Source organism: Heyndrickxia acidicola (assembly GCF_001636425.1).
GTDB classification, from domain to species: Bacteria; Bacillota; Bacilli; order Bacillales; family Bacillaceae_C; genus Bacillus_AE; species Bacillus_AE acidicola.
The window spans coordinates 17,671-41,627 of the sequence record NZ_KV440954.1; the positions used below are offsets into that span (position 1 = coordinate 17,671).

Genomic DNA, 23,957 nt, shown 5'->3' on the forward strand with positions numbered 1-23,957 from the left:
AGGAAAGACAGCAACAGAACAATGAAACAAGCGAATAAAGAAAAATAAATAACAATGATAGATAGACAAACAGCTATTTCATAAGACTAACACAATATCAGCGAGAATAGATGGTAGGGGGTATACAGGGGGAACGGGGGTGTCACCCTCCCCCCGTCTGGTGTTTACTAGTTATACACACTGGTTAAAAAACTTTAATGGTAATTTTTTCTAAATTAATTTATACTAACATTACCTGAGTTTAATATATCCCCCTGCATTGGGCCTTTCATTATGGCCCCGGCCGCCCTTACGTCTTACCGTATTTTGAATGGTCAATATCCCTAATGCTTTGTCCTTCCTCAGCATACGTTCAAATGTTGATCTGCTAACACCGAACCCTTGCAGCTTTTCATTAATCACTTTTTTTAATAGAGTTCCTATTTTAGCGTTAGCCACGCCAAAATACTTAGCTGAGAACCGCACCAACCTTTTAAAGGCGATAAGTTCTCCTTTGGTGAACTTCTCTTTATGTTCCAGCAAAGACATTTCTATGTTGGTATTATTGTCACCGATCACAGTGTATAGTGTAGGTTTGAAATAAAGATGTACCGTTTAGAAATAAGTTATACCGTGATTGAAAAAAGCTTTCAAAAAAAACAACCCAGTTATTATCGGGTTGCTTTTTTTTGTTTCTTTTGTTTTGCCTTTTTAGTGAATAACAGCATCATCAGAAAATCAAACATTTCATTCCACCTCCTTATTTTGCAATCTTCCATTCTCCATCTTCTTTAATTAAATAAAAAGTTGTTTTTTCTTTTTCTCCATAATTATCAATGACATTAGCATCAATGGTAGCTGATTGACCTTTAATCTTTTGTGTATTGGATAGCAGCTGAACAGATTTCGTTTTACTCGCATAGTCGGTAATAAATCCACCATATGATCCGTAATAGGCGAATCCTCCATGTTCGAAAGCATCCAAAATATCTTTTGATACATATTTCTTTGATTCTTTTATCTGATCGTGTTTTGCTGCGTCGACAAAGGCTGTAATGACTTGTGAGGGTGTTTTCTTAGTTGATTCTGAATGAATGGAAAGAGTGACAATGAGGGATAGGGCTATAGCAAAGCCCAATACAATTAAGATTAATTTCTTTTTCCCCATATTTTTCATTATGTTCAGGTTCATAAAGCTCAACCTCCTTATTTAGATACCATTTTGGATGCGGCATATTTGTACATTGTCATTTTAGATGCTCCACCAGCTAAACCTACGGCCGTCTTACCAGTTCCAGTTGAATAGAGGAATTGACGAATCATTCTTGGACCTTTCAGAACCACCACCATTAACCCAATGGCAAATAAGTAATCTTGTAACTTGTGGGTATCGGTTAAAAGGTTCAAGATGCACCATAATAGAGCTACCTGAAAGGCTTGAGAGAAAATAACGCTGATGGCTTCTCTCCACCATACAGACCATATTTCAAAGTTCTCGGTGATTAAACTAAAGGCTGCAAGAGGGGAAGTAACCAAGATGATAATGTATTCCCCCAGGCGTTGGATGTATTGAAGCCCTAATAAAAGGAATAGGATCACAATAATTAAAGCCATTAAACAAATTGTGATGCTTACACCACCAATATCCGTAAATTTTTCTAGGGCGGTAGTGGTCAATCCTTGATCTAAGAAGTATTGAACAATCGCATTGTTAAGTCTTAATAAAACTTCCTTTAAAAGCCACGGTGCGGCTGCTGAGAGCACAAAGGCGAATATTGTCTTTGCCAATACTTCTGGAATACTTCTGGATTCAACTCCTGCAGCATGATTTAACATAATTCGAATAAGTGACCAGGCAACAAACACGATACATAAGGATGTTGAAAGGGAAAAAACGAAGTTATAAACCGTTCCGATTGAATGGTATTTCTCGAAATTCGTTGGTTTTAACATGAAGATTCCCAACCAATTAAAGGCTACATTCGCAAAATCGTGAACGAGTGTATGAATTAAATCCTGTAAGTACTCAATCGGGCTTTTAAAGATACCCATATTATTACCTCCTATTTTAACAAATACTTTCTAATTGTAGTATAATAGATTATTTAAAATTTAAATGAGCCGATTAAATCATCGATTGATTCCGTATTTTCTTCTTTTGAATTCTCGGCAGGTTCTATTGGTTCAGAGGTTTCTATGGTTTCTTGCGGTTCATCTTCCATTAATAAATCTTCCTCGAATAGAAAATCATCCACCGAAACCGATTTCTCATAATAAAATTCTTTGTATTCGCCCCGGTCTAGAACAGAGTAATGGTCTCTAGATACATCTTCCATCATCATTTTCTTGAAGTATGGGAAGGTATTAACCCATGCTTTGTTTACTTTCATAGGGTATTGACCTGATAAGAATAATAATTCTTCATCTTTCTTTAATCGCATGATTTCATCGGGTGTGATTAGATCACGGCCGATATAATTAATGGATTCATTTTTTGACGATGATTTTGTTGATTTTGAATTCGAACGATTCTTGACCCTAACCGTCGTTTTCCCGGCTAATTGGCTAAAGTATTTAGCCGTTTCAAATTCATTAGCTTTCAATAGTAGGCGAATATCACAGTTATTAATGATTTCTTTTGATAGTTCTTTGCCGTATACCTTTTCAAGTTGGGAAGTATCTTGAAGAACAATGGTTACTTCAATTCCCAGACTTCGAGTAGTGGAAAGCCTTTCTTCAAAGTTCGGTATCTTTCCGACATTTGCGAATTCATCGAGTTCCAGTAAAACCTTTTTCGGCAGCACACCATAATTTAGATCGGCTAACCGATAGAGTTCTGAAAACATTTGAGAAAAGAATGTGGTGATTAGTGGGCGAAATTCATTGTCTGCTATTGGCATAATCACATATACAATCATCTTCTTTTTGCCTAAGTCCTCAAATAAAAAGTCATTACCGGAAGTGAAGGAACAAACATCTTCATATTGCCACGGATTTAAAGTTTGGTTCAGAGTTGAAAATACATCGGCTTCGGTCTTTTCTTGAAGTTTATCCATGGCGGACATATAAGCCTTTCTGACAATATGGGTCGGTTCAAAAGCTTCAAATAGTTCCCTTATTTGGTCAGTTGGTATTTGTGACAGAGCATATACACTCCCCATATGCTGCATTTCATGTGGTAAAACGTGTTTTACATATAGAATCAGGGCTTGAAGGACAGAAGTTTGGGCCATGTTCCAGAAGTCTTTTTTAATCTTAGTACCTTCCCCGGCGTTATTTACCATCGTGTCAGCTACCTTAAAGGCATCTGAATCCCTTCTTATATAATCGAAAAGATTGTACCGATCAGATATATCCCGATTTTTAAAATTAATAAGGTGTACCTCATATCCTTGATGGCGTTTTGCTTGGGATGTTTTTTCGTACAATTCTCCCTTAGGATCGATAACCACTATTGATTTTTGGGTGTTATTCAGGATGTTTGGAATAATAATCGATTGTGTTTTACCTGCCCCAGAACCACCGACTAAAAGCATATTTCTGTTCAAATAGCTTTTATCATGTTGAATGATGGGCTTTTTTTTGTATTGTCCTAAAATGGTTCCTTGTTGCTTGAATTGAATGGTTATATTGTCTTTATTAAAGATTTCAGAAGAATTTGCCCATCTGGAAGTTCCATAAGCCCCATACTTTGAAGCATCCTCATATTTATCTTCTTTTTGAAAGAGTACCTTCCCAGCTAAGAATAATGTTCCACCTATGATAAAGGGCTGAATAAGGTGAAAGAGGTCATTCGATAAAGCCGATTCGAAACTTGAAATAGGGTGGCTCATATTCATTTGAAGCGTATCCCAATATTTCTGGAAATGGTAATCCTTAAACAGTTGAAAATCTTTTAAGACAGATGAACCGAGATATTCAGAAAAGAGGCCAACAGCACCACCAACAATAGCCGACTTTTTGATCTTTTCTTTAGTGATTTCCATGTTATCGTGTCCTCTCTTTGTTCTTTGCTTTCTTTTTGGCGAATTCCCTTTGGAATTCTTCTTGTTCAATTTCACGTTGTAGTTTATAGAAAAGGTTATCTACAAATGATGTATCAATATTCAAATTTGGTGTCCTTTCATATTCATAATTTCGTTCCCTCGGGGGTGGATCAATAGGGCGGAACATTTCTTTTGTTTTTTGGAATTGTTCACGAAAAAACTTCCTATCTTCATTTGAAATTTTGAGCCTATGTTCTACACCATCCCTATCTTTATAAGCTGCACGAATGGCAACATGACAATGGGGGTGATCTGGATTCCTATGTTCGGCTGCTACCCATTGAAGGCGATACCCCATTTTGATTTCCCATTCTTTCATTACATGCCGGATCATCTTTTGATAATCGCCAGGTTCAAAACCTGACCTTTGCCATTCATCACCTGACATGGAGAAAAGAACTGTATGGATCACCGGAACATCTGGATGTTTAAGCCGTTTGGCTTTGAGTGATTCGATAAATTCATCAGCATCTGCATTATCCGAGTGTTCAGAGAACAAACCCAATGATTCTGATTTATCTTCTCTTTCTCGAAAACCTATATACCGAACATGGGCGGCTGAATCGTCAAAGGTTGTAAGGTAACGATGTGAAGCGTAAGCACCCATTTTTATATACTCCTTTTGCAGTATATTAGATTAATTGAAGTGTAAATAAAATCATTGTTTCAGTAAATAATATATAAGAAGTTAAACCTAATATTGAACCCAAAAATTTTATAGCTGAAATCCATTTTTTAGCCCATCCAATCGTAACAACAAGTGCTATCATGGAAAGAACTTTAATCATAAGATTTGCTCTTTTTCAGGTTCTTTCTTTTGTTCTTGATGGTCAGTTCTGGCGATCTTTCTAAGGTTGGAAACTGCCGGCTTACCGTTTCCAGAGAAAGTATACTGGTCACTCGGTCTTAATCGATTGGGATCCAAAAGTCGTTTATCAAGGAAAGCTTCTAGAACATTTTCCATTCCTTTTAATGTTTGGGTATGGAAGACTGGAGCCGAATAAAGAGCTGCTGTTGCATCGACTTGTGTTTTGTAAATCATCTTTGCCAGTCGGTTAATTTGTTCATCTACTGCATTCTTTACGGCTTGTGCGATCCGTGGAGCGTAAAGATCATCATAAAGTATTTGTCCATCTCGGGCAATATATTGTTTCATGAGTTCTTCCATTTCGGCGTTATGATTCTGCTTTTTCCGATTGGCGATTTTCTCAAATTCAGCTAGGATACCTGCATCAATACGAAGATTTTTTTGTACTTTTGTAGCCATAATATTCTCCTTTCATTGGCTTTTTGATGAAATGCCATATTTCATGCTAATATTAAGGTGATAGCACTTATGTACTTTCTATATGCAGTATAACAGATTAAAGATAGCAACGCAAGATATAGTGATAGCATATTCAGACCATGCGGAGCATGGCTTTTACCCTGCTGGCTAGCAGGTTTATCTCCGCCACCCCTACCCACGGGTTCCCCGTGTGTTGAGGGAGGGGGTCACTTGCCGGGGCTTTGCCCCTCGGCTTCGCTGTTCTCTCGGGCTTTTATGTAGTTGTTTACATGGTTTTCATAATCTAATATGGGTATATCAGAGCAAGGAAGGAGGAAAGGACTTGCCAAAGATCAATAGAGGTACAACAACCAAATTAAGTATTCGATTGTCCGCAGGGGCAAGACAGAAGATTTCAAAGGCTGCTGAAAATCTCGGGATTTCATTAGCAGGAGTAATCATCTTTGAATTGACTAAGATATTAAAAAACCCTCCTTCATTGTCTGAAATCGAACAACTTGAAGAAGAAATTTCGTTAGAACGAAATCATTTTGTAATGACGGTTAATGAAAAGTTGATGGAAAAAATCAATTCAATGGCAATAGATTATAATATGAGAAAAAATGTTTTGGTCGGTTTGATCGTATCGAACCATTTTGTAAACATGGATGATCTGGAAGAAGAAAAAGACCTTCAACCAAAAAAGTTAATGGTACAGATCAATGAAACGCTAAAAAAAAAGATAATGGAATACAGTGAGGAAAATTACATTCCTTTAGGTGCTATCATTGGTTATTCCATTTTAAATGGCCCATATGAAAAATTCCCAAAATATGAGGATGGGGAAGCTGAAAAAATCTTCATTAATGTTCCAGAGTACATAGGACAGATGGTGAAGGAAGGGGCAGAAGAATTAAATATCAGGGAACATTTCTATACAAGTTTATGTATTTATAAACAGTTCATGGTTCCAAGTGGGAGATTCTTTGAATTAGAAAAGGAGCAATAGATGCTCCTTTTTTGTTTTCTAAATAATTCTATATTTTACATTTATTTGTAGAGAAAATGGGGTACAATCTGTTTAAATGGGGGTGAAATATTGAAATATTGGTTAGAAAGCCTTTGGAGCATGGATACTGCTAATAAAATTACTTTCGTAGTCATAGGTTTTGCATTAAAGACCATTTGGGATATTGGAACTAAGCTATTTAAATGGTCAGGAAAAAAGCTTTATAGCATCACTATTAGCCCACTACAAAGGAAAATTAAGAAAAGTTATGGTGCCTATTCAGAACAACGCAAGTACAAAAAAAAGATAAAGCTAATGGAGAGAAAGAAAATACCTATTCCTTCCTATTTCTTAGCAGGGAAAACGAAGAGCAGCCATCCAGAATTAAAAAGAATCTTTGAAATGATTGAAAGCGGAGAATTGGAACCTCCTATAGCTTATAAGTTATCAAAGATGTATGAAGAAAAGCCTGATTTACAGGTTTTCAAAGATGGATTTGATTTAGATATGAGCAAATCACCACCCCGTATTACTTTTAAAGACAACTCAATAGATAAATAAGCCCCAGATCGGCTCCAGGGCTTTTTTATTTATCTGCTTAAATCAGGGGTGATCGTGGGCTGCATTTTTTTCTGGAACTCCCGATCATGGTTAATATGATCGTCAATCAAATTCTTTTTTAACTCGTCTTGTGGAAGAAAAGCGGTACGAGAATCAAAGTTCTTACTCATTTCTTTTAATTGATGTGGTTTCAAGTCGTTAAAGTTCTTTGTATAGGATCGGGCTTGATTCAGAAGTTTTTCTGCTTTGTCATAGTCCTTTATATAAGAAGATACTCGATTATATGGGAACCAGTTCTCTAAGTGTTTATCATATTGTTCCCTTCCTAAATAGTAGCCATTAGCCGATTTCATTACCTTTAAATCGCTGATTTCATCATGTTCAAGTTGTCTTTGTTCTGCCATCTTCATAACCTCCTTTAAATTTAGCTTCATTATACAGTATATCAGATTAAAATGAATCACATAAATCTCATATAGTGAATTTTACTCATAAAAAAGTTTTCAAAAAGTGTATTTTTTAGCGCTTTTTACCCTATGTAGTTTTAATCTCATATACTATAATATAAATATACCAACAAATGAAACAATGAAATTTAGAAGAAAGGGGATGAACATTTTTGGAGGAAATTGAATTAAATGTTCGCCTAAATGCAGATATTCCCAAGCAATTAAAAACAAGATTAAAGCTATATTGTGTAAATGAAAATGTCTATATGAATGAAATTGTTGCAATGGCTTTAGAGAATTTCCTTGATGAAATGGAGGGAATTAAATGTTAATCTAAATTATTTTCGCGAAATATTTAATCTAATATGCCACAAAGTGAGTTTGCAAAATGTTTACATTGCATATTATCAGTAATTCATAGCCATTTTAGGGAGTGATATCACCTTAATTTAATCTATTATACTATAAAGTTCGTAAACAAAAATGTTTACATTGCATATTGTCAGTAGTTTAAGCCGTTTTTAGCCTAAAAAATACAAATTATATTAAAAAACAAGGGAGAGAATTACACATGAAAAAGAATGAATTGGTAAAAAAAGGAGAAGTTAAAGTAAATTTTGGAAACAAATTGATAGAAACATTTAAAAAGAAAGCACCAAAAGCATATGCAATAGGTTCAGCAGCGTTCTTAGCACTAACACCAACGGCAGCATTTGCAGCAGCACCTTCAACTTATGTAAATAAAATTTCAGATAGTTTATTTGGTGAAATTTTGAAAGTTGCTCCAAAAATCGCTTTAGTGGTTGTCGGATTCGAGTTTCTTATGTATCTGATTTCAGGGGATGAACATAAAAAGTCAAAACATAGAACAGGGGCATTTGTCGCCATTGGAGCCTGTTTGATCCTATTGGTTTTAAAACCATTAATGAACTGGATCGGCGGCCTAGTTTAATCAACAAAAGAAGCACTCTTTCAAGGGGGCTTTCTTTATAGAACGGAGGGAGATCATTGAAAGAAAAGAAACAGTTTTTCATCCCGAAAAACTATGACAAAAAGGTCGAATGGATTCCTGGTATATCAGGATGGCAAAACCTTGCGTTCGTGCCAATTGTCGGGGTGAATTACTTATTAATAAAATACACGCCATTTACCCTATCTAACAAGCTTTGGATAGCAAGTATCACAGTCGCTTTCCCATATCTTTTGATGGCAACACATCCAGTAAGAGAGAACGTTCCATTATGGAAACATCTATTGTGGAGAATCCAATTTGCCAATCGTCAAAGAATCTATAAATACAAGAAAGAAGGTTATATAAATGCCATTCAGTCTGAATCCGATGAAAGTAAACTCGAAATCAAAGCCGAACAGTCCAAAACAACAGGAGAAAGTGAAAAAGACCATTCAAGATTTAATTCCTTTAAAAGACTTAGAGGAAGGCGTATTAATCACACCGGAAAACAAAATGATCATGAGCCTAAAAGTATCGGCTCTTAATCTAGAATTAGCGAGCAATGCAGAGTGTAATGAATTATTTGATCTATTTGAAGGGTTTTTAATGTCACTTAGCTTTCCGATTCAATTTACCAATGTATCGATGCCTGTTGATCTATCTAGTTATATTTCAGAGCAAAAAAGGATCTTGAACCAGACTAAAAATCCATATCGAAGGATGCTGCAGGAATCTTATATAGAATTTGCTCGAGAAATTGAAGTTAGCCAAGACATTATGCAAAGGCATCGGTTTGTTATCTTTTCACAAATGTTAAAAGAGGATACACCACAGTCCAGATATGAAACACGGTTGGAATTAGAGGAAAAGAAGGATGATATTATCTCAGGTTTATCGGAACTCGATTTAACCGCCGAACCAGTGACCGACTTAGATATGATTCGTTACTTACATGCTCTGTTTGATTATACAGCAGCTCAAAATAGACCGATTGAAAGTTCATTCGTGCCACAAATCATTGAGGGAGGTAAATGATAATGAAAAAGTCCATTAAGCTATCAAACAAACAAGAGGTGCCAACTAAATCCATGACCATAAAGGATATGATCGCCCCGGCACCTATCTTTAAAGAAGAAGCTTCATATATGCAATTAGGTGAAAATTATGTTCGCACATTCTTAGTGATTGATTATCCTCGAAATCCAAAAGGAAATTTCCTCTCTAAACTTTATCGATTCAAAGGTAATCTAACAATCTCCACTCATTTAGTTCCGAAGCCCAGTGATGAATACATTAAACAAACAGAGAGATCAATCACCGAATTAAATACCGATCTGAACGGAAAACGAGTAATCAAGATGAAGCCAGCAAGAAAATTAGAATTAGAGCAGAAATTAAAGGCTGCTGAAAGTACATTGGAAAAGTTAATGTCAGGTGATAATAAAAGCATTTACCATGTTCATATGTATCTGCACTTACAAGCAAGTTCATTGGATGAATTAGACCGATTATCCAAGAGGTTAAAGATTAATGCTTTTAAAAGAGGATTAAGAATTGAAAAGGCTGAAATGAACATGATTAATGGTTTCAAGGCGGTTCTCCCAATCATGGAGAATACCCTTCCTGAAATGACGTATCGGAATTTTGATACTGAAGCTGCAAGCAGTTTGTTCCCATTCGATGAATCGGAACTCTTTCATAATAAAGGGATTATCAAAGGAAAAAACCTTACAACCGATAGCCTTGTTTTGATAGATCAAAAAGTTTTACCCTCCCATAACGAATTCATTGTAGGACAGACCGGGATGGGGAAAACATTTTATCTAATAAAGGATTTACTTCGAAAATGGATGAATGGGGATCGGGTTTTTGTTATTGATCCAGAAGGTGAAATAAGTAAGATATGTAAGAAGGTAGGCGGACAGGTCATTAAAATGTCGCCAATGAGTAACCATGTAGTGAATATTTTAGAAATTAAGCCAACGATGGATACTGCTGACCTATACATGGATGATCTGGATGAATCGGAAGAACAGCCGTTATTATTTCAAAAGATTCAAAGGCTAAAAATCTTCTTCAAATTAAGAAAGAAAGACATGGAAATCGTAGAAATGGCTCAATTAGAACAAGCGATTATCGCCATGTATAAAGAAAAAGGAATTGATTTCGATACAGATTTTTCTAAGTTGAAACCAAAGGATTTTCCTATCTTAGAAGATTTATATAAGATCCTTGAAGACAAAGAAAAGTATCATAAATTACAGGATTTCAAAAATATTTTGTATATGGATGTATATGGGTCTAACAGTCGGATGTTCAATGGTCATACCAATGTAGATTTAAATAATGATTTTATCAGTTTTGATTTAAAGGAATTAGAGGAAGAATCCGATTCACAGGCGGCAGCCATGTATAATGCTCTATCTTATTTATGGGATGAAATTACATCAATACATGAAAAATTCACGTGGCTTAATATAGATGAATGTCACACGATAGCAGACCCGGACAATCCAAGAGCAATGAAATTCGTGTATCAAATATATAAACGGATTCGGAAATATCATGGAGGATGTACCGTAGCCACTCAACAGATTGCCGATTTCCTTTCAGCACAGGAAGGACAAAGAAATTACGGGCAAGCGATTATAGGAAATTCAATTTCCCAATTAATTCTCCCATTAAAAGATAAAGATATTGCTGATTTGAAAAACAATGAAATTCTGAAATTGTCAGAGGAAGAAGAACTTATTATAAGCAAGTTCAGACAAGGCGAAGGTATTTATGTAGTAGGGAATAACCGAGTTCATATGAGTGTAGATCATACACCAGCCGAAATGAAATTGATTAACCCTGAAAAATACAACATTCTTTACGGTGAAAGGATGAATGCCGATGTACGTTAAAATCGGATTTCTGGCCGTTAAAAATTGGAAGGAATTAATAATAATAATAACATTAACATTTGGGTTAATATTCATATTATTTTTCGGCACACAACAAGACCAATCCCCGGATTATACCGGGGATGGAAAAGGCGGAAAAGCGAATGTAACAGCATTAGTTTTGCAATATGAACCGGTTATTTCCGAATTTGCTAAACAATATGGTGTTTCGGATTATGTGGAATTATTAATGGCTCAAATGCAACAAGAATCAGGAGGTAGGGGCGGTGATCCAATGCAATCATCTGAATCATTGGGTTTACCTCCTAATACATTAAATGACCCGGTAAAATCCATTCAGCAAGGGGTTAAAAATTTCTCCGAGTTGATGAAAAAGGCGAAAGGGAATGTGAAAATCGTCATTCAATCTTACAATTTCGGTTCTGGATTCATTGATTATGCTTTGAAGCATGGAGGATATTCGAAACAGGTTGCCCTGGCATTTTCACAAATGATGGCAGCGAAACAACATTGGACTTCATATGGCGACCCAAATTATGTAGATCATGTGTTGAGATATTATACTGGCGGCACTTATGGAGATTTTATCCCTGTAAATGAAAATGGCTTTGTAAGACCAGTAACTATAAATGTTGTAACTAGCCCATTCGGTGTTCGTTCAGACCCATTTTCAGGAGTTCCAACCGTTCATGAGGGAGTGGATTTCAGTTGTAATCACCAACCGATTCCGGTTGTAGCAGCTAAAGGCGGGACCGTTACTCGTGAAGGATGGGAAAACCCTAATAATCATAGTCAGGGTTACGGACAAAGGATTTATATTGACCACGGAAATGGTCTTGTGACCGTCTACGGTCATTTATCTAAAATCTTAGTTAAGCCAGGGCAGAAGGTAGAACAAAATCAAATGATCGCTAAATGCGGTTCGACAGGTTCCAGTACCGGAATGCACCTTCATTTTGGAACACAGGTGAATGGAACGTTCGTGGATCCAATGCAATTCTTAGGGGGAAAATAGAAATGAAACAAACTATATTAACCGTTTCGTTAGGTTGTTTATTAATCGGCAGTTCATTATACGGGCTCGCAGAACACGATATAAAGGTGAAAGAACGTGATAGAGTAATAATGTTAGAAAAACAAGTAACAAGCCAGAAAAGAGAAATACAGGCGTTACAGGGCAATGATGAAAAGGACTTAAATAGGATAGCGAATCAATTTGTAGTAATGTATTTTTCTTACGCACCGGGGCAAGTCAAAAAACCTGCTGAAATGGTCATAAATCAAACGATAGGAAAGGCGAAGGCTAAATTAAGCCAACCAACAAGTAAAACGGAAAATGGCGAATTTGGAGGAATTCAGAAGGATTTAACTTCAATTGTACAGATCATGGATACACAATATAACAAGACAGGAAATGATTCAGCAGTAGTGAGAGTGAAATTTCAGCAAGAATTGACGATGAATAATTCAAAGGTTAAAACGATCAACAATATCAAGTTGCAGCTGGTTTATACAGAGGATGGATGGAAGATTACAGATTATCAAGTCGAACAGACCATTTAAATTGTAAATGCCCCTCCATGATCGGAAGGGCATCTTCTATCGGGGTTTAAGATCATTATTTTTAAGTATTTTTAAAATGGATTCAAAATCTTTATTACCTTTTAGTTCAGGAATATTATATAACTCTGCCATCATTTCCAATTTATAGATTAGATGGACTTTATTATCAATAGTTTGATATTTTTCAGGTTCATAAATAAATCCAAAGGTAAAATTGGCGTTTTTCATCAGACCAGTACGATATATATGGGTCGTCTGATTCAAGCTAGTTCCCCCTTTTGCCGTGTTAAAGTGACTATTAAAAAATAGATTTCAACTATCCATAAGTTCATCTAAGTTGATTCCCAATGCCTTAGCAATCTTCCTGATATTTTCATGTGTAGGATATTTCCGACTGCCATTTTCAATTTGACAAATTGTAGGCTGTGGAACTCCTGATCTTTCTGAAAGTTTGTGTTGTGACCATCCTTTTTCCAGACGTTTTTCCTTTAATTTATTGATGTTGCTCACCTTCAATTCAATAACGAATAAATCATTATTTATAGCGTACATGTTTTTTAAAAGAAGTAGGAGGGTCAAAAAATTAACCCTTCCCAAATATTTGTATATATAGTAAAATATTAAATTTTAATTTAAAAGTAATTTCTGTTCCAAATAAAAAAGCAAAATAAATTGAAGGATAATTCCTTTAATTTATTTTGCTTTTTATTACTTTCAGTTGTCTTTTTACCGTTTCAACAGACTTATAAAGCTTATGAGCGATCTGTTTTTTGTTTAGCCCCTGTTCTTTTAGTTCATAAACTTCACGTTCTAAAGGAGTTAATACTTTTACCTTTCTTTCTCTTTTAAGTTCATTAATAAGTATATTTGTAACGTCAGCATGAAGACTAACCTTGTTGTGATATGCGTCTCTAATTGATGCAACAATATCATTACAAGATGATTTTGTGATGTAATTTATTGTCCCACAGTCAAAGGATTTTAGAATAATTTCTTTATCCTGAATGCTTGTAAGGACAATAATTCGCTCTAAATTTCGCTCCTTCAACTCTTTAACTACTTCTAATCCGTCAAATTGATGTTTGGTCAAACAAAGGTCAACCAAAGCAACATCAACTTTAGAATGGCAAAATTTCTTAAAAACTTCTGATTTCGATGCAGCTACAATCGTTAATTGTATATCCGGGACTTGTTTAAGTTCAAACGTGATATTTTGTCGCCAAAACTCTTCATCTTCAACCAGCATGACTTTTATTCTCTCCATGGTCGTCCCTCCTACCTCTTGGGAAAATCAATTTAACAATGGTTCCTTTCAAATCACTGGTTATTACTAAATTACCTCTATGTTTTTCCATAATTTCAGAGCAATAACTTAATCCCAAGCCATAGTTATTTGAATCCTTCTTAGTCGTAAAAAATGGATTGATGACTTTATCTAAAAGTTCTTTTGGAATGCCATGACCACTGTCTACTACCTGGACAATGATTGAGTTTTTTAGTTCAAACGTCGAAATTGTTATGTGCCGTTCAGTATTTTCCATAGCTTCAATGGCATTGTTGATGATATTATTTAGTGCTTCTTCAACATGAATTCGGTCACAATTAAGAGTACCATTAAATCGGCTGTCCACGGTAATCTGTACATTTTTCCTTTCTATATTGACGTTAGCAGTAACTTTTTCCAAGATGTCAGAAAGAATATGATTATCTCTTGTGATTACTATTTCAGCCGTTTGCGAACGAATATGATCTATCATATCCATTATATGATTGCTTATTTCTGAAATTTTTTCAGTTACTTCTTTCATGGATTCATCTTTTCCATTGTGATCTACCCAACGATCAATGCGGTCAGAAAGGTACTTTATTTTGGAAATCTCATTCTTCATGGTGTGATTAATAATATCGGTACCCGATGCTACGGCAGACCTTGTTTGACTTGAAATATGGCTTTCCAATCGAATTTTTACTCCAAGGACACCATTAGATAACGAAAAAATTAAAAACAAAGTAAAGGAATAGGCAATAAAATAAGGTATTACCTCGTAATATTGTTTAGAATGTTGAATATCAATTATATTTGCTATATAAATGAAAACCATACCAGCTAAGATTGTCGGAACCAGAATAAAAGCTGTAACCAGACGATTCCGTTTAATTTGCTTGTTCTTCTCTTTAAAGTAAGAAGAAACGAGCAACCAACAACTGTAAAGGTTGTAAGGAACAACCCAAACAGCATGAGTAATGTAAAAATATTGGTCTTTATCAGCTAGATTCCAAGGTTGCATAAAGAAGCTAATAAATACAGGAATCAATAAAGTATAGGAAAAAGTTTTTATGGATTTTTTCGAAAAAAAATCAGAATTGACAATTGCATACATTAATAATCCATAGTGATAAAGTGTATGTGGAATCAAACTAAACAATGGGTCAATATATAACAAAACCATCTTGAACAATCCATTAGGATTAATAATTGGAAAAATAACATAGGCAATGACTTTGTTCAGTCCACCCAACCCACAACTAACAAGAAACACAGCAGCCCATTTAGATGAATCTAATTGGGAATAAAAAGTGATCAAAACAGCAACTATCAATGGAAGAAAAAAAAGCACCAAATAAATCATGTTGAACATTCCTTAATTATGTTGCAAATTTGTACTGGCTCATGAATTATGTATTGAGGATTGGCACTAATTAACAACTCCTCAGCTTCAAACCCCCATGTAACAGCTGCACAAGGGACATGAATTTTATTACATGCTTCAATATCTCGAAGCTCGTCACCGATATATAACATTTCACTTGGAGTTATTCCTTTTTCTTTCATCAAGCGCAGAATAGCTTTATCTTTGCCAAAGATATTGCTTGCAGTGTAAACGAAATCAAAATTGTCAATTTTATTACTATCAAGAAAACTTTTAATGTTTTCTTCGTAATTCGATGATAGTATGCCAATAGTTAATCCATGTTTTTTTAAGTCTCTAAGGACTTCTCTAATACCATCAACGCAACCTAGAGTAACAACATCCCTTTTGTACTTCTTTTTCATATCAATTAAAAGCATTGGTAGCTTATACATCGGACATTTCAATGCCTTTAGACGATTGGGAATAGAAAGTGTAGACAAGTATTGAACTTCATCATCCCTTATCTTTTTATAGCCATACTTGTCTGCAAAATCATTAAAAAGCTGAATAGCTAGTGATCTACTGTAAACGAGCGTTCCGTCAAAATCAAAAATAACTGTTTTGAACATCGGTTAACATCCTTTCGTGTAATTCGTAATCGAATAAGGAGTCCTGTCCAAATTATTTAAGACGTAATGTTCTATAATTCTTGAAAAGATTAAATTTATTTCTCCCCAACTACTGACATTAATCATCAAAATTAACTAGGATTCGCTATTATTGTAAAGGGAATACCCCCATTTATAAAGAGACTTTAGCATTGTAATTTAGCAAAAAGGCCCTCCTTTAGGGAGTGTTTAAGAAAGTTTTTCATAACATGTGCCGTCTAAATAGAATTATAGATTATACCATTTTATATTTAACTCGGGAAGGGTTAATTTTTTAACCCTTCCCTAAATTTGTCGAAGCTTATACTATATAGATAATCATTATGATTCATTATCGAATCTTAATATAAAGGGGAAAGACAGATCGGTTCAGTTTATCAATTTATTTATCGTTCCGGCCAAAAACCAAAATATAATCGTTTATGAATATCCATTTCATACTAAAAAATCGAAAGATATAGTTAATATAAAAAAAGATTCACCAATTATGGAGAATCTTGCAAAAGAATATGTTTTCATTTTGTGAATTTAATAGTATAATTGGAGACATTAAACAATACATAGAACAGAAGAAACCCCTTAAACCTGAAAACTTTGGCGAGTCGAAGGTTTAAGGGGCCCCGGTAATTCAAGACAATTAATTTGTACCCTCATTATAACTGAGATAAGCTTTGTTTTCAATAAGAAAACTTATTTTATTTAAGTTTATTAGAGTACAAATACAAATGGTCTTAAATTACCCATCTCTTTCTATGTTTCATTCAAACTAGAAAAGGAAGGGTTTTTATTATGTCTGAAATGATACAGGTAAAAGTTGAAGCAAAGAAAATTGTACTGGATTGGATGAGTTCTAATGCATTCATCCAAGTAAATAAAAGCTTATTAAGGAAGATCGGGGATACCAATACCATTTTGCTTTCTGAAACAATTCGCCAATATGAAAGATGGGAGCAAAAAGGAAAGCTGCAGGATGATGGTTCTTTTTATTGGATTCAAATGGATTGTGAGATTGAAACTGGTTATAGCCGATCCACCCAGCAAAGAGCCTATAAAGATATGGAAAAGCGTGGTTTATTAAAGACCTATAATAAGCAGTTTAATATAAAGGGGAAAGACAGATCGGTTCGGTTTATCAAATTATTTTTCCCTGCGATTGCAAATTTAATGTTCAGTGATGATACAGAAATCATTGAATCTATTAGAAATAAGTATGCTGATCTGAAAGAAAAAAATCAGGATTCAAAGAATAAATCAAAGGAAAAAAGCATGATTCATTTTGAATCATCCCTTGATATGACTGGAATGATTCAAAATGAATCATCTGGATGGGTCAAAATGAATCATCTGGATGATTCAAAATGGATCACAAATAAAAAAGATAGTTCTATTAAAAAAGATAAATCTATTAAAAAAGATATAAAGAATCTATCTATCCAGGATGAAGTGAAGAAATTAAATATACCTTCTTCCATTGTGGAGTTCTTAGAAAAGAAGATTGATAGATTGATTCTCTTACATATTGCTCCATTAGAAATTCAAATTCTCTTTCAAGAATATGCATCTAAAACGGGTCATGCAGAGTTTCTAAGCGTTCTGAATGATGTTTTAAAGGTAAATCATTATGAATATGGATTTAAAGCCTATATGACGGCTTCTTTGAAGAATTATCTTACCAACAGAAGTAAAAAAGAATCGATGGACGATTCTAAAGCATCTAAGCCAATCAGAACAGAGAAATCGACCATCATTGATGATCTGGAAAAGGGTGTATCGGAAAAATCTTTTGAATGGACGGATGAAGGAAGATTAAAGGCTGCTCGATTAAAAGCAAGGCATCAGCCCCATAATTTAACGGATGAAGATCGAAAAATTTTAATTCAAGCCGGGGAAAAAATTTCTTGAATAGAGTTCACTTAATGAGAACAGAATGCTATAATCAATATTAACAAAAACATTAACATTAATAATCAGGAGCAGTTCAAATTGGGAGAACGGACAGGATTAATAACATGGGTGTGGATCAATAAAAGTCTAATATTCTTAAAGGATTTTTAGCTATCAGGAGGGAAAGAAATGAGAGTAAATCTTTTCTTATCGCCTGAAGACCTGCGTAACATTAAATTGATCTACACCTCATATCTTCCAAAGGATGGGGAAAATAATACTGAAATCGAAATGGATTCAGTATTAATGTGTTGTCTGGATAAAGTTCACGATTAATTGATTAGCAGAATAAAACAGGCCAAAGAAGGGTGTTTATGTAACTAATTGTACTGGGGGCTTATATATGGCAAAGGTTATAACATTTGGCATCCAGAAGGGTGGAGTAGGGAAAAGCACTACTTCCGGTATTATCTCCTACCTTCTGGCAAGTGAAGGATTTAAAACATTAGTAGTAGATATGGATTCGCAAGGGAATGTTACAGATTTATTGACGAACATGGAACCGGATGAATTCGCTGGACAAACGATTCTTGAAGCATTTGAGGAAGAAAACATAAAACCTTATATACATAAAGTCACCGATAAATTACATGTTGTCCCTGCTGATGATTATTTAGCAACTTTAGCTAGGTTACTTTATTCAAATTATAAAAACCGAAATATCTCATTAGCTTTAAATGATTTATTAGAGCCAATTAAAGATGATTATGATTTTATTATCATCGATACACCACCATCTTTATCGGAACCGATGGTAAATGCAGTTTGCTCCAGTGACTATGTAGTGATCTTGGCGGAAAGTTCTAAATGGGCGTTTACAGCTATTCCAAGATTCATGGAAACCGTTGAATATGCAAAGGAAAATGTGAATCCTAAAGTTGAAATAGCGGGCATACTAAGAACCATGAATGATGTCAGGAGAGCAGATTCTAAAGCATTCGTTGAATTGATCGGAGAAGAATATTCTAACTTAGTTTTTGAAACCATCATAAGAAGAAAAGCTGCTACTGGCAGGATTGCGATTGATGGGTTATTCGAAAATAAGGAAATTAAGGAAGCCCTAGACCAATATATTCTTTTTTATGATGAATTGAAAACGAGAATAGGAGTGAACCAAAATGTCCAAAGCAAATGACATTAAAAATAAATTATTGAGTGGCAGAAGAGATCCCCGACAGTCTTTAATGGGAGGTTCTGTACAAGCTGAACCTAATAATAATAATGATGTAAATGTTAACCCGATTACAAATGTTAATATTAATAATGATGTTGATAAAATTCTTAATAAGAAAAATGTGAAATCAGATAAATTACTGGTTGGTATCTATTTTAAACCGGAAGTAAAAAGAGCATTAGATAAACTGCAGCAAAGAGAAGGTAAAGGGGCTAAATCAGAATTTGTAAATGACATAGTAGAATGGGCATTAAAACAAAAAGGTTATCTCCAATGAAAAATTTACCTACAAAGAAAAAGGTTCTCGATTTGTGAGCCTTTTTTTCTTATTTTACCTTTTAAAAAGACATATTTGTAAATGCGTTTCACAAAATGAAAACTTTATACTATGATCATGGAAGGGGAAAAGTACAAATGTTTTTTGAAACAACGAAAATGTGTACTTATTGTGGTAAACAGTTTAGAGAAGAATTACTAAAGCCAATGGTGAATGATGATAATCCTAATTTAGAAAGAGTTTATTGTCCTAGTTGTTTGCCAGAAGTAGAAGACAATATAAAATCCTTACCTTGGGTCAAGAATCAACATAAAATCAGTAGGGAATAAGTGCGTATACAGAAAGAATGGAAATAAAAGATGGGAGAAGTTCCCTGGATTGAACGATTAGGCAGAGAAAATATACAGTTAAAAAGATGATCTTTCTAATATAAATAATAATAATAATATTAATGTTAATAATGAAGTTTTATTAACGAATTGAGTGTGTAGGAAAGGATTCGAAACGACATAATTTATATGCAATAGAAACGAGAAAAGACCGATTAAACTTAATCAGTCTTTTCGGTTCCGAATATTACTTATTAAACTAACGCACCCGTTACTTGAATAAGATTTTGCCAAGTATAAGTCTTATCTTTGAGTCCTTCTTTTTATAAACAAAGAAATCAATACAAAAATGACCAAAAATATCAATACTTGACCAGTTGAATTTTCGCTAAGAAAATTGTGAATGCCATTGGCACGAAGTATGGAACGAATAACAACGGAAAGAATTGCAGCAATCACACAAATCAAGACTCTTTTGCCCATAAAATTTTACTCCATTTTTTTATTTTGTCTTAAATATTTTAAAAGTTATTCAAATTTCTTCAACTAAACTGCTTCGGTAGTGCAACAACTACTTTCCGAACAGTCGAGCAAAGAAGCCCTTCTTCGATTCTTGACTCGCTGCTGTTGCCTCTAATTGCGCCTGTTTCAGTTCCTGTGTGGCACGGATCAGTTCCCTTAACTGTTCATCACGTTTTTTCGTCAGTTCTTTGTCACGTTCCATGGCCTTATTTTCTCGCTGTTCTTCCCGTCCTATAGTTCAGCGGTCTCCTTCGTTCTCACGTTCAATAGCACGTAGTGCCTGCTGTCTCAACATCTCCCGTATTTCTTCCCGTACCTCTTCGAGCGTGTCGTCACGAAAACCAGACAACAATTCCTCTGTCATTTGTAGCGAGGTAGCAACATGTAACGGCATGTTCTCCTGCTCTGTAGAAGGTTACTCGGGCGAGGGAACGACATGCATTCCCGTTACACCTCGTTCTCCTAAGGCTATAGAAACGGCATCCTCGAACGTTGTTCCCGGCTCGTTTAGAACATCTCTCATTTTCGCTAGGACGGTTATATCACGTTCCACGAAGGCTCTACTGCCTCTTTGACCCTTAACAAATTCATAATCATGTTCCTCTAGGTGAAGACAATATTTTCTCAATGTGCTGTGACCGATTTGTAATCTCTCGGCAACTTCTTTCGTCCAGTATGCTCGCTCGTTATGTTCCTCCGTTTTCACCTCGTTCTTGCGTTCTGGTTATGTACAGTATTCGTCATTAACGGTCGAAACCCTGCCAACACAAAAAAGACCGTCATTGTGACGATCCATAGTTGTTAAACTAAAGCACCCGTTTAAGTACATTTCTTCACAATCTTACTTTCAACAATAAAAAAAGCTGCCTAAGTAGCCTTGCTACGTAACATAAACCCTGTAAAGTTCAAGAATGTACTAATCGGTCTTATAAATATTTATCTATATTGTCAAAATTAGAACAGCAAATTACATGTTCACTCAGATTAGTCGTACCAAGGATTTTAACTCAACAAGGGTAGTTTCTCAATTGCAAATTTAGATAAACAGATGTCCAATCCCCTTTTATTATTTCTTGTTAACATGACATTCGTTATGTTCAATATGAAATCCAGAAAATAATGAAGAAAGTATTCTACTCTTAAAAAAAGGAACCAACTTTTAAAAAATGAGCAATTTGATTATTACAGTTACCCAGTCCTATTTCTTATGAATGAATACTCTATTGACGTAGTTAAAATAAAATTAGGAGTGAATTTTATGAGTGATAACGAAGGGACAAGTAGCACTAACGAAGATTTTGCCCCCGTTTGTCCCGTATTATCAACAGAACTAATCCCATTAAACACTACACTTTCACAAAGTGTTACCCCAACCATTAAAACACCAGTTGTATTAGCAGACCCAACCTTGCAAATTGTTGTAGAAGTTGATATTCCGCTTTCTCCAGCAGCAACAGAAATAAAGCGTGTGGTGAAAAATGTATTTTTAGATCAAGTAAAACTTGTTCCCGTTGCATTTGCACCTATTGACGGATCTAACTTTTTCAACGTAACAAGAGGCAAATTATTTGTATCAGGGCATATTCGTGAAAATATTGAATATGCTACAGCTGATTGTAATGCACCACTCCAGGATCGAATTGCCGATGTTCCGTTTTCGGGTTTTGCGGACCTTACAACATTCCTTAAACCGCCAGTTATCAGTGTTTCGGAAGACAAAAAATCCAACTTTCTTACTGAGCTAAATGGTCAAGTCCCACGATTAGATAAATTTTTCTTTCAAAATATCGTCAATTATAATGAACAGCCTTTTGGTGAGTTAGTTTCTGCTACTTTCTTTGAACTTGATTTTTCACCAATTATGGCACCTCCTGAGGGAACTTTTAGCACCTTGCGCGAGCAAATCGTTATGGATCTTACTGTGAAAGTATTACAAACTCAACTAATAGGTATCACTGGAGCTGCTGGTCCAACGGGGCCTACTGGTGCCACGGGTGCAGCCGGTGCCACAGGTGCTACTGGCGCGACTGGTGCCACGGGTGCTACTGGCGCAGCCGGTGCAGCCGGTGCCACAGGTGCTACTGGCGCGACTGGTGCCACGGGTGCTACTGGCGCAGCCGGTGCAGCCGGTGCCACAGGTGCTACTGGCGCGACTGGTGCCACGGGTGCTACTGGCGCAGCCGGTGCAGCCGGTGCCACAGGTGCTACTGGCGCGACTGGTGCCACGGGTGCTACTGGCGCAGCCGGTGCAGCCGGTGCCACAGGTGCTACTGGCGCTACTGGGGCCACGGGTGCTACGGGTGCAACCGGTGCTACTGGCGCCACGGGTGCAACCGGTGCTACTGGTGCAGCTGGTGGGTTATCCCAATACGCATATATTTACAACTTAATTGCTCAAACGGTGCCTATAGAGGCTACTGTCACTTTCGATTCCAATGGAGTAATTACACCTGGAATTATTCATGCCCCAGGAACAGATTCAATTCTAGTTACCGTTGCAGGAGACTACGAGATTACTTTCTCCGTGTCGGGTGTAGAGCCCAACCAATTCGCTCTATTTGACAATGGCGCGCCGATTGCGGGAACAGTCTACGGTTCAGGTGCCGGCACTCAGCAAAACACCGGTCAGGTTATAGTCACCTTAGCAGCAGGCGATGTTATTACCCTTGTAAATCATTCTTCTGCTTCAGCAGTTATCCTTCAGACATTGGCAGGAGGCACACAAACAAACGTAAACGCTTCGATTGTTATTAAATTATTAAGTTAGTTTCGAATGGATATGGAACTCTGATAAAATCAAATTGAAATTGTATAGCTGTTTCCAAGCTTTCGATCGAGCAGTATAGGTGGAAAGCTTGGAAAAAATTAAAAGGAATTACCTTGGATTAAAAGGACTATAACGAAGAATTCAACAATCAACAGATCGAATTACTGGTGAGTCATATTACTAAGGAACTTTTAGAACAAAAACGTAATAATTATGAAATCTCCTGCACAGGGAGATTTTTTTATCTGCGAATATGTAGTTGTAGCTTAAGAATCTCTAGAATAGATAATGTAAATAGTATCCAAGCAGTTGAAGATTCCTGAAATAAAATATCACTCTCTTAAGAAATTGCTCTTGGGTGATCATTAGCTTAGGTTCAGGAATTGGTGAAAATAATAGTGAGAGAAAATCTTCTCATCAATCCATAAGTACACAAAAGGATGAAACTCCGGTTAGTAAGAAAAGGAATTGTAAGTCTACAAGACTATTGTAAAAAAAGAAACAAATAAAGACAAAAAGCATTGACTCCAAAAGAAATCAATGCTTTTCTCAACAACCAGCAAGCATAAAACGAGTAGTTAAGACTTGTAAAATTTTGCATTGCTCTCCACCGACCTCGCTATGGCTTCGGGTAATTGATCAATTTTAGCTTGAAGAGACTCGAATGCAGATTTTCCCTTAGAATACTCAGATTCAATATAGTTGGCACTAATGGATATTTCATAATCGAACAGATAATCATAAACATGATAATCAACAAAAAGGATATCTTCTTTTGGAAAGGGTATTTGCTTCCCTTTTTGGGCATAAAGTAAAGAAAGATGATGCTTTGATTTCTCTCTAAGTATCCTTGCAAGGTGATAAAGGGGTTCTGATCTCACGGGCCTGTATTCCCAAGCATTCTGAAAATA

Annotated in this window: 29 protein-coding genes and 2 pseudogenes; 15 read left to right on the forward strand and 16 right to left on the reverse strand. The window is 35.6% G+C overall.

Going from position 1 to position 23,957, the window contains the following annotated elements; genetic code table 11:
* Positions 1–231: 231 nt before the first annotated feature.
* From A5N88_RS22330 to A5N88_RS22355, 7 genes are all read right to left on the reverse strand, one after another.
* On the reverse strand, positions 232–522 hold the full coding sequence (locus tag A5N88_RS22330) for a hypothetical protein (protein WP_157090805.1): 291 nt from the start codon (positions 520–522) through the stop codon (positions 232–234).
* A 217-nt stretch (positions 523–739) separates the two neighbouring features.
* Positions 740–1,171, reverse strand: coding sequence for a nuclear transport factor 2 family protein (locus A5N88_RS22335; protein WP_066270871.1), 432 nt, complete (start codon positions 1,169–1,171; stop codon positions 740–742).
* A 14-nt stretch (positions 1,172–1,185) separates the two neighbouring features.
* Positions 1,186–2,031, reverse strand: a complete 846-nt coding sequence (locus tag A5N88_RS22340; protein WP_066270874.1) for a conjugal transfer protein TrbL family protein — start codon at positions 2,029–2,031, stop codon at positions 1,186–1,188.
* A gap of 53 nt (positions 2,032–2,084) precedes the next feature.
* A complete protein-coding gene (locus tag A5N88_RS22345; protein WP_066270877.1) occupies positions 2,085–3,965 on the reverse strand; it encodes a VirD4-like conjugal transfer protein, CD1115 family in 1,881 nt (626 codons plus the stop codon).
* A gap of 1 nt (position 3,966) precedes the next feature.
* The gene (locus tag A5N88_RS22350; protein ID WP_066270878.1) at positions 3,967–4,632 is read right to left on the reverse strand and encodes a relaxase/mobilization nuclease domain-containing protein; all 666 of its coding nucleotides are present in this window, start codon (positions 4,630–4,632) and stop codon (positions 3,967–3,969) included.
* A gap of 25 nt (positions 4,633–4,657) precedes the next feature.
* Complete coding sequence (locus A5N88_RS25265; protein ID WP_157090806.1) at positions 4,658–4,813, reverse strand: hypothetical protein; 156 nt, start codon at positions 4,811–4,813, stop codon at positions 4,658–4,660.
* Complete coding sequence (locus A5N88_RS22355; protein WP_066270880.1) at positions 4,810–5,292, reverse strand: hypothetical protein; 483 nt, start codon at positions 5,290–5,292, stop codon at positions 4,810–4,812. Before A5N88_RS22355 ends, A5N88_RS25265 begins: the two co-directional genes overlap by 4 nt.
* Before the next feature lie 343 nt (positions 5,293–5,635).
* On the opposite strand from A5N88_RS22355, the gene A5N88_RS22360 reads away from it, so the two are divergent.
* Positions 5,636–6,301, forward strand: coding sequence for a hypothetical protein (locus A5N88_RS22360; protein ID WP_066270881.1), 666 nt, complete (start codon positions 5,636–5,638; stop codon positions 6,299–6,301).
* 90 nt (positions 6,302–6,391) lie between these two features.
* Positions 6,392–6,862 (forward strand): hypothetical protein, encoded by a 471-nt coding sequence (locus A5N88_RS22365; protein WP_066270884.1) that lies wholly within the window; start codon positions 6,392–6,394, stop codon positions 6,860–6,862.
* Positions 6,863–6,891: 29 nt separating this feature from the next.
* Here the strand turns inward: A5N88_RS22365 and A5N88_RS22370 are convergent, their stop codons facing one another.
* Positions 6,892–7,266 carry a hypothetical protein gene (locus tag A5N88_RS22370; protein WP_066270885.1) on the reverse strand — a complete coding sequence of 125 codons (375 nt, stop codon included), beginning with the start codon at positions 7,264–7,266 and terminating at the stop codon, positions 6,892–6,894.
* Positions 7,267–7,481: 215 nt separating this feature from the next.
* Here A5N88_RS22370 and A5N88_RS25270 point away from each other — a divergent pair, with 215 nt between their 5' ends.
* The 7 genes from A5N88_RS25270 (at position 7,482) to A5N88_RS22400 (ending at position 12,732) form a co-directional block, all read left to right on the forward strand.
* Positions 7,482–7,643 (forward strand): hypothetical protein, encoded by a 162-nt coding sequence (locus tag A5N88_RS25270; protein ID WP_157090807.1) that lies wholly within the window; start codon positions 7,482–7,484, stop codon positions 7,641–7,643.
* 239 nt (positions 7,644–7,882) lie between these two features.
* Positions 7,883–8,263 carry a TrbC/VirB2 family protein gene (locus A5N88_RS22375; RefSeq protein ID WP_066270887.1) on the forward strand — a complete coding sequence of 127 codons (381 nt, stop codon included), beginning with the start codon at positions 7,883–7,885 and terminating at the stop codon, positions 8,261–8,263.
* A 56-nt stretch (positions 8,264–8,319) separates the two neighbouring features.
* The gene (locus A5N88_RS22380; RefSeq protein WP_066270888.1) at positions 8,320–8,808 is read left to right on the forward strand and encodes a hypothetical protein; all 489 of its coding nucleotides are present in this window, start codon (positions 8,320–8,322) and stop codon (positions 8,806–8,808) included.
* Complete coding sequence (locus A5N88_RS22385; protein WP_157090808.1) at positions 8,702–9,298, forward strand: TraC-like domain-containing protein; 597 nt, start codon at positions 8,702–8,704, stop codon at positions 9,296–9,298. The genes A5N88_RS22380 and A5N88_RS22385 overlap by 107 nt, the downstream gene beginning before the upstream one ends.
* 2 nt (positions 9,299–9,300) lie before the next feature.
* Positions 9,301–11,169: a VirB4 family type IV secretion system protein gene (locus tag A5N88_RS22390; protein ID WP_083953346.1), complete on the forward strand. Its 1,869-nt coding sequence runs from the start codon at positions 9,301–9,303 to the stop codon at positions 11,167–11,169.
* Entirely contained in the window at positions 11,159–12,184 is a 1,026-nt protein-coding gene (locus A5N88_RS22395) for a lysozyme family protein (RefSeq protein ID WP_198160376.1), read from the forward strand. Before A5N88_RS22390 ends, A5N88_RS22395 begins: the two co-directional genes overlap by 11 nt.
* Before the next feature lie 2 nt (positions 12,185–12,186).
* On the forward strand, positions 12,187–12,732 hold the full coding sequence (locus A5N88_RS22400) for a hypothetical protein (RefSeq protein WP_066270897.1): 546 nt from the start codon (positions 12,187–12,189) through the stop codon (positions 12,730–12,732).
* A 36-nt stretch (positions 12,733–12,768) separates the two neighbouring features.
* Here the strand turns inward: A5N88_RS22400 and A5N88_RS22405 are convergent, their stop codons facing one another.
* The 5 genes from A5N88_RS22405 to A5N88_RS22425 all read right to left on the reverse strand — a co-directional run bounded on the left by A5N88_RS22405 (position 12,769) and on the right by A5N88_RS22425 (position 15,994).
* Positions 12,769–12,996 carry a hypothetical protein gene (locus tag A5N88_RS22405; RefSeq protein ID WP_066270899.1) on the reverse strand — a complete coding sequence of 76 codons (228 nt, stop codon included), beginning with the start codon at positions 12,994–12,996 and terminating at the stop codon, positions 12,769–12,771.
* Positions 12,997–13,044: 48 nt separating this feature from the next.
* Entirely contained in the window at positions 13,045–13,311 is a 267-nt protein-coding gene (locus tag A5N88_RS22410) for a helix-turn-helix domain-containing protein (RefSeq protein ID WP_328007004.1), read from the reverse strand.
* A 109-nt stretch (positions 13,312–13,420) separates the two neighbouring features.
* On the reverse strand, positions 13,421–13,996 hold the full coding sequence (locus A5N88_RS22415) for a response regulator transcription factor (protein ID WP_066270901.1): 576 nt from the start codon (positions 13,994–13,996) through the stop codon (positions 13,421–13,423).
* On the reverse strand, positions 13,968–15,362 hold the full coding sequence (locus A5N88_RS22420) for a sensor histidine kinase (RefSeq protein ID WP_066270907.1): 1,395 nt from the start codon (positions 15,360–15,362) through the stop codon (positions 13,968–13,970). Before A5N88_RS22420 ends, A5N88_RS22415 begins: the two co-directional genes overlap by 29 nt.
* Positions 15,359–15,994: an HAD-IA family hydrolase gene (locus A5N88_RS22425; protein ID WP_066270909.1), complete on the reverse strand. Its 636-nt coding sequence runs from the start codon at positions 15,992–15,994 to the stop codon at positions 15,359–15,361. The genes A5N88_RS22420 and A5N88_RS22425 overlap by 4 nt, the downstream gene beginning before the upstream one ends.
* Before the next feature lie 828 nt (positions 15,995–16,822).
* Here A5N88_RS22425 and A5N88_RS22430 point away from each other — a divergent pair.
* The 5 genes from A5N88_RS22430 (at position 16,823) to A5N88_RS22445 (ending at position 19,757) form a co-directional block, all read left to right on the forward strand.
* The gene (locus A5N88_RS22430; protein WP_066270911.1) at positions 16,823–17,935 is read left to right on the forward strand and encodes a hypothetical protein; all 1,113 of its coding nucleotides are present in this window, start codon (positions 16,823–16,825) and stop codon (positions 17,933–17,935) included.
* Positions 17,936–18,106: 171 nt separating this feature from the next.
* On the forward strand, positions 18,107–18,253 hold the full coding sequence (locus A5N88_RS25275; protein ID WP_157090809.1) for a hypothetical protein: 147 nt from the start codon (positions 18,107–18,109) through the stop codon (positions 18,251–18,253).
* Positions 18,254–18,320: 67 nt separating this feature from the next.
* The gene (locus tag A5N88_RS22435; RefSeq protein WP_066270915.1) at positions 18,321–19,112 is read left to right on the forward strand and encodes a ParA family protein; all 792 of its coding nucleotides are present in this window, start codon (positions 18,321–18,323) and stop codon (positions 19,110–19,112) included.
* Complete coding sequence (locus A5N88_RS22440; protein ID WP_066270917.1) at positions 19,096–19,428, forward strand: hypothetical protein; 333 nt, start codon at positions 19,096–19,098, stop codon at positions 19,426–19,428. The genes A5N88_RS22435 and A5N88_RS22440 overlap by 17 nt, the downstream gene beginning before the upstream one ends.
* A 137-nt stretch (positions 19,429–19,565) precedes the next feature.
* On the forward strand, positions 19,566–19,757 hold the full coding sequence (locus A5N88_RS22445; RefSeq protein WP_066270919.1) for a hypothetical protein: 192 nt from the start codon (positions 19,566–19,568) through the stop codon (positions 19,755–19,757).
* A gap of 303 nt (positions 19,758–20,060) precedes the next feature.
* On the opposite strand, the gene A5N88_RS22450 is transcribed toward A5N88_RS22445, so the two are convergent.
* Both A5N88_RS22450 and A5N88_RS25280 read right to left on the reverse strand, forming a co-directional pair.
* On the reverse strand, positions 20,061–20,240 hold the full coding sequence (locus tag A5N88_RS22450) for a hypothetical protein (protein WP_066270922.1): 180 nt from the start codon (positions 20,238–20,240) through the stop codon (positions 20,061–20,063).
* Between the two features lie 88 nt (positions 20,241–20,328).
* Positions 20,329–20,481: a DUF3967 domain-containing protein gene (locus A5N88_RS25280; RefSeq protein WP_157090810.1), complete on the reverse strand. Its 153-nt coding sequence runs from the start codon at positions 20,479–20,481 to the stop codon at positions 20,329–20,331.
* Positions 20,482–21,537: 1,056 nt separating this feature from the next.
* Between A5N88_RS25280 and A5N88_RS25955 the strand changes: the two are divergent.
* Positions 21,538–22,260, forward strand: a pseudogene (locus A5N88_RS25955) (CsxC family protein); the annotation flags it as partial.
* A gap of 1,364 nt (positions 22,261–23,624) precedes the next feature.
* Here A5N88_RS25955 and A5N88_RS25675 read toward each other — a convergent pair.
* Positions 23,625–23,957 (reverse strand): annotated as a pseudogene (locus tag A5N88_RS25675) (glycosyl transferase); the annotation flags it as partial.